Annotated in this window: 14 protein-coding genes; all 14 read left to right on the top strand. The window is 43.2% G+C overall.

Annotation, left to right across the window (positions count from 1 at the left end; genetic code table 11):
• The first annotated feature begins 28 nt into the window (after window positions 1–28).
• Window positions 29–574, top strand: a complete 546-nt coding sequence (locus HMPREF9065_RS05940) for a carboxymuconolactone decarboxylase family protein (protein WP_033002478.1) — start codon at window positions 29–31, stop codon at window positions 572–574.
• 174 nt (window positions 575–748) lie between these two features.
• Entirely contained in the window at window positions 749–1,453 is a 705-nt protein-coding gene (gene rsuA / locus HMPREF9065_RS05935) for a 16S rRNA pseudouridine(516) synthase RsuA (protein ID WP_021615844.1), read from the top strand.
• 1 nt (window position 1,454) lies between these two features.
• Window positions 1,455–2,651, top strand: a complete 1,197-nt coding sequence (locus HMPREF9065_RS05930) for a Bcr/CflA family multidrug efflux MFS transporter (RefSeq protein WP_033002479.1) — start codon at window positions 1,455–1,457, stop codon at window positions 2,649–2,651.
• A gap of 192 nt (window positions 2,652–2,843) precedes the next feature.
• Window positions 2,844–3,479 (top strand): cytochrome c biogenesis heme-transporting ATPase CcmA, encoded by a 636-nt coding sequence (gene ccmA / locus HMPREF9065_RS05925; protein ID WP_033002511.1) that lies wholly within the window; start codon window positions 2,844–2,846, stop codon window positions 3,477–3,479.
• A 4-nt stretch (window positions 3,480–3,483) separates the two neighbouring features.
• Window positions 3,484–4,149 (top strand): heme exporter protein CcmB, encoded by a 666-nt coding sequence (gene ccmB / locus HMPREF9065_RS05920; protein WP_021615847.1) that lies wholly within the window; start codon window positions 3,484–3,486, stop codon window positions 4,147–4,149.
• A 10-nt stretch (window positions 4,150–4,159) separates the two neighbouring features.
• Window positions 4,160–4,897 carry a heme ABC transporter permease gene (locus HMPREF9065_RS05915; protein ID WP_021615848.1) on the top strand — a complete coding sequence of 246 codons (738 nt, stop codon included), beginning with the start codon at window positions 4,160–4,162 and terminating at the stop codon, window positions 4,895–4,897.
• Window positions 4,898–4,916: 19 nt separating this feature from the next.
• On the top strand, window positions 4,917–5,123 hold the full coding sequence (ccmD, locus tag HMPREF9065_RS05910) for a heme exporter protein CcmD (protein WP_021615849.1): 207 nt from the start codon (window positions 4,917–4,919) through the stop codon (window positions 5,121–5,123).
• Entirely contained in the window at window positions 5,120–5,638 is a 519-nt protein-coding gene (ccmE, locus tag HMPREF9065_RS05905; RefSeq protein ID WP_021615850.1) for a cytochrome c maturation protein CcmE, read from the top strand. Before ccmD ends, ccmE begins: the two co-directional genes overlap by 4 nt.
• Window positions 5,638–7,596 carry a heme lyase CcmF/NrfE family subunit gene (locus tag HMPREF9065_RS05900; protein ID WP_021615851.1) on the top strand — a complete coding sequence of 653 codons (1,959 nt, stop codon included), beginning with the start codon at window positions 5,638–5,640 and terminating at the stop codon, window positions 7,594–7,596. The genes ccmE and HMPREF9065_RS05900 overlap by 1 nt, the downstream gene beginning before the upstream one ends.
• A 29-nt stretch (window positions 7,597–7,625) precedes the next feature.
• Window positions 7,626–8,177: a DsbE family thiol:disulfide interchange protein gene (locus tag HMPREF9065_RS05895; RefSeq protein WP_021615852.1), complete on the top strand. Its 552-nt coding sequence runs from the start codon at window positions 7,626–7,628 to the stop codon at window positions 8,175–8,177.
• Window positions 8,177–8,662: a cytochrome c-type biogenesis protein gene (locus HMPREF9065_RS05890; protein ID WP_021615853.1), complete on the top strand. Its 486-nt coding sequence runs from the start codon at window positions 8,177–8,179 to the stop codon at window positions 8,660–8,662. The genes HMPREF9065_RS05895 and HMPREF9065_RS05890 overlap by 1 nt, the downstream gene beginning before the upstream one ends.
• On the top strand, window positions 8,659–9,597 hold the full coding sequence (ccmI, locus tag HMPREF9065_RS05885; protein ID WP_021615854.1) for a c-type cytochrome biogenesis protein CcmI: 939 nt from the start codon (window positions 8,659–8,661) through the stop codon (window positions 9,595–9,597). Before HMPREF9065_RS05890 ends, ccmI begins: the two co-directional genes overlap by 4 nt.
• Window positions 9,598–9,606: 9 nt before the next feature.
• Complete coding sequence (locus tag HMPREF9065_RS05880; RefSeq protein ID WP_033002480.1) at window positions 9,607–9,888, top strand: hypothetical protein; 282 nt, start codon at window positions 9,607–9,609, stop codon at window positions 9,886–9,888.
• A gap of 395 nt (window positions 9,889–10,283) precedes the next feature.
• On the top strand, window positions 10,284–11,807 hold the full coding sequence (gene nrfA / locus HMPREF9065_RS05875; protein WP_198009764.1) for an ammonia-forming nitrite reductase cytochrome c552 subunit: 1,524 nt from the start codon (window positions 10,284–10,286) through the stop codon (window positions 11,805–11,807).
• Window positions 11,808–11,821 lie beyond the last annotated feature (14 nt).

Genomic DNA, 11,821 nt, shown 5'->3' on the forward strand with positions numbered 1-11,821 from the left:
ATTATGTGATTTATGTAAGGAGTTTATTATGTCAGCATTTCCTATTCATACGATTGAAAGCGCGCCGGAAGCCGCGAAAGAGGCGTTAAAAGCCGTACAAAATGCCAATGGCTTCATTCCGAATTTAATTGGCGTGTTAGCCAATGCACCGACGGCATTAGAAACCTATCGCACAGTGGGCGCGATTAATGGTCGTAATAGTTTAACGGCGGCAGAACGTGAAGTGGTTCAAATTACGGCGGCGGTGGTGAATGGTTGTGGCTTTTGCGTTGCTGGGCACACTAAAATTGCGTTGAAAGTGTTGAAACTTGAAGAAACACTGGTGAATCAAATTCGCGCCACAGCACGCATTGAACAAGATGATAAGCTTGATGCACTGGCGCGCTTTACCTTGGCGGTGATTTTACAAAAAGCAAAACTCACAGCCGCGCAACAACAAGCATTTTATGCAGCAGGTTATACCCAAGAAAATGCCATTGATGTCGTGTTAGGGGTAAGTCTGGCAACATTGTGTAACTATGTGAATAACCTTGCGGATACGCCAATTAATCCGGAATTACAAGCCTTTGCGTAATTTTCTCCCTGCTAATGTGAGGGCAATCGGATGATTTGCCGTTAACATTCGGTTTATTTTTATTTAAAGACTAAGCACTGTACTGCATTGTGCTTAGTCTTTTTTATTTTGTTTTCTCAGGCACTGAAATGAAATTGAAGCTATAATAGCGGTGAAAATAAACAAGGAATTTTTATGCGTTTAGATAAATTTTTAGCGGAAACAACCGGTTTAACCCGTTCACAGGCAGCAAAAGTATTACGTCAAAGTGCGGTCACCGTTAACGGTAAAATTGAAAAGAGCGGGGCGGTGAAAGTGAGCCCTGATGATGAAGTTTGTTATGATGGTGAGCGCTTGACGTGGGTAGAAAATGGGCAATACATTATGTTGCACAAACCGCAAGGTTACATTTGCTCCCATGAAGATGGCGATTATCCGACCATTTATCAATTTTTTGATTATCCGTTATCTGCCCGTTTGCACAGTGCCGGGCGGTTGGATGTGGATACCACAGGCTTGGTGTTGCTGACGGATGACGGTCAGTGGTCGCACCGAATTACTTCACCCAAATTTCATTGTGAGAAGACGTACTTGGTCACCTTGGCCGATCCTGTTGAAGCGAATTATGTGCAGGCTTGTGCTGACGGCATTTTGTTGCGTGGCGAGAAAGAACTGACCAAACCTGCTACACTCGAAATTTTAGATGATTACAACGTGAATTTAACCCTGAGCGAAGGGCGTTATCATCAAGTTAAACGGATGTTTGCCGCGTTGGGTAATAAAGTTGTTGCATTACATCGTTGGAAGATTGGTAATGTGGTGTTAGATGAACATTTGGCAGAAGGCGAATTTCGTTCTTTAACAGAGGAAGAAATCGCATACTTAGGCGGAGAATCCTAGTTTGAGCTCAAATAAAACAGTCAAAACGAATTTTATTTTTGTGGTGGCGTTGGGTATTTTGTCCATGTTGCCGCCATTGGGTGTGGATATGTACCTGCCGGCGTTTTTGAATATTGCGCAGGATTTACAGGTCACAAACGATCAGGTGCAACATACGCTAACCGCGTTTGCTTATGGTTTGGCGCTGGGGCAATTATTCTGGGGGCCGTTCGGTGACAGTTTCGGACGCAAGCCGATTATTTTGCTAGGCGTAACGGTTTCTGCGATAGCGGCATTGATTTTAACGCAAATCCATTCTATCGGAAATTTCACCGCACTTCGTTTTGTTCAGGGCTTTTTTGGTGCGGCGCCGGTGGTATTGGTGGGCGCATTGTTGCGTGATTTGTTTGACAAGAATGCACTTTCCAAAATGATGTCGACAATTACGCTGGTGTTTATGATTGCGCCGTTGATCGCACCGGTTGTCGGCGGTTATATTGTCTATTTTTTCCATTGGCACGCCATTTTTTATGTGACTGCTTTCATGGGACTATTGAGTATTTTGCTGGTCTTTTTTGTGGTGCCGGAAACGCATCATAAAGAAAATCGGATTCCGTTACGCTTGAATATTATTGCCCGTAATTTTATGGCGTTATGGAAACAAAAACCGGTGTTGGGTTATATGTTCTCAACGTCCTTTGCCTTTGCCGGCTTATTTGCGTTTTTAACGGCAGGATCGATTGTGTATATCGGGATTTATGGCATCAAACCTGAAAATTTTGGTTATTTCTTTATGTTGAACATTGGCGTGATGACCTTTAGTTCATTCTTAAATGGGCGTTTAGTGGCTAAATGGGGGGCGGAGACCATGTTCCGCTTGGGGCTTGGGATACAAGGTTTGGCGGGCATCTGGTTGTTGCTTGTGGCGTTATTAGATTTGGGTTTTTGGTCAATGGCGCTGGGCGTAGCCGTGTTTGTGGGACAAAATCCATTGATTTCCTCTAATGCGATGGCCTCTATTTTAGAAAAATTCCCCAATTCGGCAGGATCGGCGAATTCTATGGTCGGGAGCGTACGGTTTGGCATTGGCGCCTGCATGGGATCTTTGGTGTCTTTATTGCCGACCAATTCGGCGGCGCCAATGTTATTCGCCATGGTGCTTTGTTCTGTGATTGCGGTCGTTTGCTACGTGACGTTAACGGTTAAACATCGGGAATAACCCACGAATTAACTCAGTTATATCAAGGGTTTCGCACATTATGAGAGGTATTCGTATTTGTAACAAAGAACGAAATTTGTTCTAAGTCAAAAAGTGGTTAAACTACCTCTAAATGGTTATGTGATTTAACCTGCGATTTTATTTCCTTATGATAGAATGCCCCGCAAAAATAAGTCTGTGAAACAATCTGTTATGGTCAATCAATTAATTCTTGAGAATCTCGCTTGCCAACGGGGAGATAAAGTCCTTTTTCATCGCGTGAATTTACACATTCAGGCAGGTGATTTTGTGCAAATTGAAGGGCACAACGGTATTGGGAAAACCAGTTTGTTACGCATTATTGCCGGGCTTGCCTCTCCTCTAGAAGGCGAAGTGCGGTGGAATTCTGACGCAATTGCTAAACAGCGCGAAGCTTTTCATTCTGATTTGTTGTATTTAGGACATCAGAGTGGCATTAAACCGGAATTGAATGCGTGGGAGAATTTGCGTTTTTATCAACAAATTACCTCTTGTCGCCAAGGTGATGAAATACTGTGGGATGTGTTGCAAACAGTGGGACTACTGGGGCGTGAAGACATTCCCGCGGCACAGCTTTCAGCCGGGCAGCAAAAACGCATTGCGTTGGCGCGTTTGTGGTTATCAGAAGCACCGTTATGGATTTTAGATGAGCCATTTAATGCGATCGATAAAAAAGGCGTGGCGGTGTTGACCGCACTTTTTGAACAACACGCGCAAAATGGCGGTATCGTGATCTTAACCAGTCATCAGGAAGTGCCGAGTGCGCATTTGAAAAAAATCAATTTAGAACAGTTTAAGTGTACAGAGTAACGGCATGATCTTTTGGCATATTATTAAACGCGAATTACAAATTGCCATGCGCAAACAGGCGGAGATTCTTAATCCGTTGTGGTTTTTCCTGATTGTAATTACGTTGTTCCCTTTGGTGATCGGACCGGATCCGGAATTATTGTCACGCATCGCACCGGGCGTGGCATGGGTGGCGGCGTTGTTATCCGCTTTGTTGTCCTTTGAACGCCTCTTTCGTGACGATTATATCGACGGTTCTTTAGAGCAGTTAATGCTCACCTCGCAACCCTTAGTTTTAACCGCACTTGCTAAAGTCTTGGCACATTGGTTATTGACAGGGTTGCCGCTGATTTTGTTGTCACCTATCGCCGCATTATTGTTGTCATTGGAAATACCAATTTGGTGGGCGTTGGTGCTGACATTATTATTAGGCACACCGGTATTGAGTTGTCTTGGTGCTATTGGTGTCGCGTTAACAGTCGGTTTGCGTAAAGGCGGTGTGTTACTCAGTTTGTTGGTTGTACCGCTATTTATTCCTGTGCTTATTTTTTCTGCTTCCGTGTTGGATGCCGCAGGATTGAGCCTGCCTTATAACGGACAATTAGCTATTTTAGGTGCCATTTTAGCCGGCGTGATGACATTATCGCCATTCGCTATCGCTGCGGCATTACGCATCAGTTTGGATCAATAGGGGATTATTTATGTGGAAATGGTTACATCCTTATGCAAAACCGGAAACACAATATCATTTATGTGGCAAATTTAGCCCTTTCTTCGCAATTTTAACCGCACTGTTATTAACGGTTGGCATTGTTTGGGGGGTTGCATTTGCGCCGGCGGATTATCAACAAGGCAATAGCTTCCGTATTATGTACGTGCATGTACCGATGGCTATTTGGTCTATGGGCGTTTATGGCTCTATGGCGGTGGCGGCATTAGTGGCATTAGTATGGCAGATTAAACAAGCGCAGTTAGCCATGATTGCGATGGCACCGATTGGCGCATTATTTACCCTTTTAGCCTTGATTACCGGTGCGATCTGGGGAAAACCCATGTGGGGAACTTGGTGGGTGTGGGATGCGCGCTTAACTGCCGAATTGATTTTATTTTTCTTATACTTAGGCGTATTGGCGATTTATTCTGCTTTTCAAGATCGCAATGTGGGGGCAAAAGCAGCGAGCGTGTTATGTGTCGTGGGTGTCGTGAATTTGCCAATTATCCATTTCTCGGTGGAATGGTGGAATACCCTGCATCAAGGCGCAAGTATTACGAAATTGGAACGTCCGTCCATTGCGACACCGATGTTGATTCCGTTGATTTTATGTATCTTTGGTTTTCTAACGTTATCTATTTGGCTAACTTTAGTGCGTTATCGTACGGAGCTGTTAAAAGAGGATAGCAAACGTCCTTGGGTTAAGGCATTGGCAGAAAAGAGTTAATTTATTGGGGGGAAAGAGTATGTTCTTTCAAAGTTGGAGTGATTTACTTAACATGGGCGGCTACGGCTTTTATGTGTGGCTGTCTTATGGATTGAGTGTATTGCTGATTATGGCATTAGTGATTCAAAGCCTAATGGGGAAAAGTGCGGTGTTAAAATCCGTTAAATATGAACAACAACGTGAAGCACGCTTACAAAAAATACAGCAAAAAGGAGAAACGTTATGAATCCAAGACGTAAATCCCGTTTGTCTATTCTTATTTTAGTGTTAGCAGGCGTGGCGGTTGCAACAACATTAGTGTTATATGCCTTGCGCCAAAATATCGACCTATTCTATACACCGTCAGAAGTGATTTACGGTAAAAATGAGGATGCCGATTTAAAACCGGAAGTAGGGCAGCGTATTCGTGTCGGTGGCATGGTGGTGGCCGGTACGGTAGAACGTGATCCGAAAAGTTTAAAAGTGCGGTTTGATTTAAATGATATTGGCCCATCTATCAGTGTTGAATACGAAGGAATTCTTCCCGATTTATTCCGTGAAGGGCAGGGCATTGTGGCGCAAGGTATCTTAAAAGAACCAACCTTATTGGTTGCCAGCGAAGTATTAGCGAAACATGATGAAAACTATGTGCCGCCGGATTTGGAAAAACAAATGCAAAAAGTCCATAAACCTATGGGGATTTCTGATCTGAAAGGCGAGAGTGAACGTGATCGTCAAGCGAAAGGACAAGAAGGTCGGTAATGATTGCAGAATTAGGAAATTATGCGCTTGCGTTGAGTTTAGCCATCGCGGTGTTGTTAGCGATTTTTCCGTTATGGGGCGCCGAAAAAGGCAATGTGCAGTTTATGGCATTGGCTCGTCCGATGACGTACGGTTTATTTCTCATCTTAAGCGTGTCTTTTGGCGCGCTATTTTATGTATTCGCCATCAATGATTTCAGCGTGCAATATGTCGTTAACAACTCGAATACGACATTGCCGATCTATTACCGTTTATCCGCGGTCTGGGGATCGCATGAAGGTTCCTTGCTGTTGTGGATTTGGTTGTTATCTTTGTGGAGTGCAGCGGTTGCCTTGTTTAGTAAACGTTTACCGCAAGAGGCCGTTGCCCGTGTACTGGGCATCATGGGGATTATCAGTATAGGCTTCCTGCTTTTTGTATTGTTTACCTCCAATCCGTTTACCCGTACATTCCCTGACTTTCCGGTGGACGGCAAAGAGTTAAATCCATTATTGCAAGATATCGGTTTAATTTTCCACCCACCATTATTATACATGGGCTATGTTGGGTTTTCTGTGGCGTTTGCTTTCTCCATCGCCTCTTTAATGACCGGTAAATTAGATACGGCATGGGCACGGTGGTCTCGTCCTTGGACGATGGCAGCTTGGGTGTTCTTAACACTTGGTATCGTGCTTGGTTCTTGGTGGGCGTATTACGAATTAGGCTGGGGCGGCTGGTGGTTCTGGGATCCGGTAGAAAATGCCTCTTTCATGCCGTGGTTAGCGGGTACAGCACTCTTGCATTCTTTGGCGGTTACGGAAAAACGTGGATCCTTTAAAGCATGGACGGTATTGCTGGCGATTTTAGCCTTTTCCTTATGTTTGCTTGGCACGTTCTTGGTGCGTTCCGGTATTTTGGTCTCTGTTCACGCCTTTGCCTCTGATCCGACGCGTGGATTATATGTATTGGCCTATTTAATCGTGGTGATTGGTGGCTCACTGACCTTATATGCTTACAAGGGAAGTCAAATTCGTTCACGTGACAATGCAGAGCGTTACTCCCGTGAAAGCTTGTTGTTGTTAAATAATATTTTATTAATGACCGCACTTTGTGTCGTGTTGTTGGGCACTTTGTTGCCACTTGTCCACAAACAATTAGGCTTAGGGTCAATTTCTATTGGTGCGCCGTTCTTTGATCAAATGTTCCTGATTATTATGACGCCATTTGCCTTGCTACTCGGCATTGGGCCTTTGGTGAAATGGCGCCGCGATCAATTCGCCGCCATTCGCACGCCGGTGATTGCCAGTGTGATTATCATGCTTATTGCCGGGTTTGCCTTGCCGTATTTATTACAAGATAAACTTACGGTCAGCGCGGTGCTCGGTACCATGATGACAGTCATTATCGTGCTGTTAAGCCTATATGAAATGCATCAACGGGCAACCTATCGTGATACTTTCTGGCGTGGTATTACCAAGTTATCTCGCTCGCACTGGGGCATGATTTTGGCACACTTGGGTGTCGCCATGACGGTTTGGGGGATTGCGTTTAGCCAAAATTACAGCATTGAACGTGATGTTCGTATGAATGTCGGTGATACGGTACAGATCGCCGGTTACGATTTCACGTTTAAAGGGATCAGCGATGCCAATGGCCCAAACTATGTGGGCGGAAAAGCACAAATTGATATTAGCCGTGATGGAAAACACGAAACCACACTTTATGCGGAAAAACGGCTTTATACGGTCAGTAAAATGCCGATGACCGAAGCGGCGATCGATTGGGGCTTTAGTCGCGATTTATATGCTGCGTTAGGTGAAAAATTAGACAATAATGCTTGGGCGCTACGTTTATATTACAAACCGTTTATTCGCTGGATTTGGCTCGGCGGATTGTTTATGGCGCTGGGTGGCGTATTGTGTATGTTCGATCGTCGCTATCGGTTTAGTCAGATTTTAGCCAAAGACAATGTGCAATAAATCTGAATTAAAATAGTAGAGTATTGTTAATGAATAAGAAATTATATTTACCTTTAATTATTTTTCTTGCTTTGGTGGCGGCGTTTTTGGTGCAACTGCAACGCAATGCACAAGGGGATGATCCGAAAGCCTTAGAGTCAGCGTTAGTCGGGAAACCGGTGCCGGCAAAAACCTTGCAGGATTTATTGGCCACAGATAAAAGCTATGATGAATCACTGTTCAAACAAGGCAAACCGCTTTTGTTAAATGTGTGGGCAACGTGGTGTCCGACCTGTTATGCAGAGCATCAGTACTTGAATCAGCTCGCAAAACAGGGGGTGCCGATTATCGGTCTCGATTATAAAGACAGCAGTGCGAAAGCAGTAAAATGGCTCAATGATTTAGGCAATCCGTATCAAGTGGTATTGAAAGATGAAAAAGGATCTTTCGCCTTAGATCTCGGCGTGTACGGCGCACCGGAAACCTTCATTGTGGATGGCAATGGCGTGATTCATTATCGCTATGCCGGTGATGTGAATGAAAAAGTTTGGCAGGAAACGTTACTGCCGATTTATCAAAAATTAGGCGGAGGGAAGGAGTGATGAGAAAAACACTTTTATTTTCTACCGCACTTTTCTTTAGCGTGACGGCATTTGGTGCCATTGATGCACTGAATTTCAGTTCGTCACAGCAAGAAGATGACTATCATTCTTTAACCCAAGAATTGCGTTGTCCACAATGTCAAAATAATAACATTGCCGATTCTAATGCGACTATTGCAGTTGATATGCGTGGTAAAGTTTTTGAGTTGTTACAAGAAGGCAAATCCAGAGAAGAGGTGGTGAAGTACATGGTGGATCGCTACGGTAATTTTGTGACTTATGATCCGCCACTTACGCCGGCAACCGTGGTTCTTTGGGGAGCGCCGATTGTCTTAATTTTGTTTGGCGTATTGTTTGTTTTTCGTCGTAAACAGTCACAAACGCTTTCCGTGGCAACAAAATGCGAGACTGCCACGACAACCGCTTTAAGTGAAGAGGAGCAACAGCGTTTAAATGAGCTATTAAACAAGGAGAATAACAAATGACGTTATGGTTAAGCATTTTTGCACTAACGCTGATCGCTGCCTTGGTTTGTTTCTTTCCACTCTTGAAAAAAAGCGTACAAAAACCATCAGTACAACGTGATACGTTAAATAAAGCCTTTTATTTTGAACGTTTAAAAGAAATTGAACGTGATGAAAAACAAGGGCTATTGGAAAATACCGAACAGCTTAAAGTGGAATTGCAACAAGCTTTATTAGAAGATATTCCGCAACACGTCTCTAATAAACTAGAGGAGGGTAAAAATTACGGTAAATTGTGGTTTATTTCCGGTGTCTTAGCCTTGGGTATTATTGCGGTTTCCGCCTATTTCTCGGTGGGGGCTTGGCAAACAGAAATTATGTTAGAGAAATCTGTTGAAAAGTTACCGCACTTTTTTGAACGAATGAAAACGGAAGAAACGAACCCATTAAGTGAAAGTGAAATGCAACAGTTTGCCACGGCATTACGTTTGGATTTACAAAAAGATCCGATGAATGCAAAAAACTGGTGGCTACTCGGACAAATTGGTTTGAATTTGGATAAGCCGCAAATGTCTTTAGATAGTTTTGCACGTGCCAATAAATTAGATCCGAAAAATAATTTATATAAGCTGGCTTATGCACGTATTTTAATGTTCTCTGAAGATCCGACAGATAAATTAAAAGGAAACAATTTACTGCGTGAAGTGATTCGTGAAGATCATACGAACATCGATGCGTTAAGTTTATTGGCGTTCAGTTATTTTGAAACGGAAGATTATAAAATGGCGATTGTGACTTGGGCGATGATGTTAAAATTGTTGCCAAAAGACGATCAGCGTGTTTCCATTATTGAACGCAGCATTCGTTCTGCGCGTGATGCGCTAGATGCGCAAGAGCAGGAAAAACATCAACAAATGATGCCGGCACAAACGCCGACAGAAACACCAAAAAATTGAGGTAATATGATGAAAAACGTGATTTTAATCGTAGGTGCAAGTGTGCTTTTAGCTGCTTGTTCTTCTTCCTCTTCTCAAGGGAATGCGCCTTTGGATACACAAGCGGTTGCCGATTACCAAGCAAAGGTTTACAGCGGTAATACCGTTCCTGCGCAATATAAAGTGAAGGCGGAAAAACCGGCAGAGAATGTTTTAAATGCCAGTGATAACGCACCAAAACAGGTGATTTATCGCGAGCGCCACCCATCGATTATGGTGATGCCGTCAGTGGGGTATTATCACGGTTGGTAGCTTCAACATAAAACGCGGTTATTTTTCACCGCACTTGCTTTAAAGAAGAGCGAAGTTTCTTGGAGGAGCTTCGCTTTTTTTAGGCGTCAATCTCTCTCTAATTGGTCTCGGTAAAGAGGCGCTCACCGTATTTTCATCCATCACTCTTAAGTGGTAAAAGCCACAAAATAATCAGTTGAATTTAAAAAATTGATCAAAAACAAGAAAATGCTAAATATCCATAGAAAAAATATGTGCATTTGGTTATGTTAGCGACGATTTAAAGTCTTTATGTCTTCTATCATATTGTTATTAATGATAAAAATTCTCATTACTAACAAATGATAATAGATATTTTATCACCTTCTATTAACGCTAATGGAAGCCATATTTATAACCTTATTGGAGTGATTATCGTGAACGCATTGAGAAAAAGCTTACTCGTAGCAGCTTCTTTTGCAGCTTTCGGCGTATGTAATTCGGCGATGGCGGAATTAGTGTACAAACCGGTTGAGCAACCTGTCGAAGCACCTAACCCAAATCTAAAAATTGAAGCAGTAAATGAAAAATTTGCTGAGAAATATCCTAGCCAATTCAATTCGTGGAAAGCGACTGAAAAAGGTGACAAAATTATCTACGCCGACGAACAAGATCCTCGTTTAATCGTGTTATGGGGCGGCTATTCTTTTGCAAAAGAATATAACGCACCTCGTGGTCACGTTTATGCAGTAGAAGATGTACGTAATATTTTACGTACTGGTGCGCCCAAAAATGCAAATGATGGCCCACAACCAATGGCATGTTGGACTTGTAAAGGTCCAGACGTTCCTCGTTTAATTGCAGAATGGGGTGAAGATGGTTACTTTGGTGCCAAATGGGCTAAAGGTGGACCAGAAATTGTCAACTCGATCGGTTGTGCTGACTGTCACGATACGACCTCTAAAGACTTTGCTGAAGGCAAACCTGCATTACGTATTGCTCGTCCACACGTTCTTCGTGCATTAGATCACTTAAATAATGCACTTCAAGCAAAAGCAAAAGCTGAAGGTAAAGAACAAGCTAACTTAAGCTTTAACACAGCTGCTCGCACTGAAAAACGTGCTGAAATCTGTGCAAACTGTCACGTTGAATACTACTTCGCGGGCGACTTAAAACAAGTCACCTTCCCGTGGAACAATGGTCAAACTGTTGATGACATCGAAAAATACTACGATGATATCGGCTTCAGTGACTGGACTCACTCTCTTTCTAAAGCACCAATGTTAAAAGCTCAACACCCTGACTTTGAAATTTGGTCTTTAGGTATGCACGGTAAAAACGGCGTAACTTGTATCGACTGTCATATGCCTAAAGTACAGGGTAAAGACGGTAAAGTTTACACCGATCACCAAATCCAAAATCCATTTGATGCCTTTGATACCACTTGTGCGAACTGCCACGATCAAAGCAAAGAGAAGTTAAAAGATATTGTTGCCTCTCGTAAGAAAGAAGTGAAAGACATCATGGGTCGTTTAGAAGATCAAGTTGTTCGTGCCCACTTTGAAGCGAAAGCCGCATGGGATGCCGGCGCAACAAAAGAAGAAATGGAACCGGCTTTAATGGATATTCGTCATGCGCAATGGCGTTGGGACTACGCTGCAGCAAGCCATGGTGGTCACATGCACGCACCTGATGTTATGCTTCGTGTGTTAGGCTCTGGTCTTGATAGAGCTGCAGATGCGCGCGCTAAACTTGCCGCTATCTTAACTAAACATGGCGTGAAAACTCCGGTTGAAGTACCAGATATTTCTACAGCTGATAAAGCATGGAAAGTTATGGGTATTGATATTGAGAAAGAGCGTAAAGCGAAAAAAGAATTCTTAGAAACTGTTGTACCTCAATGGGTCAAAGAAGCTAAAGCCAATGGCAAATTAGCTGAAGATTCCGCAACAAAACAATAGAAAAACGTACCGCA

Source organism: Aggregatibacter sp. oral taxon 458 str. W10330 (assembly GCF_000466335.1).
Lineage (GTDB): Bacteria > Pseudomonadota > Gammaproteobacteria > Enterobacterales > Pasteurellaceae > Aggregatibacter.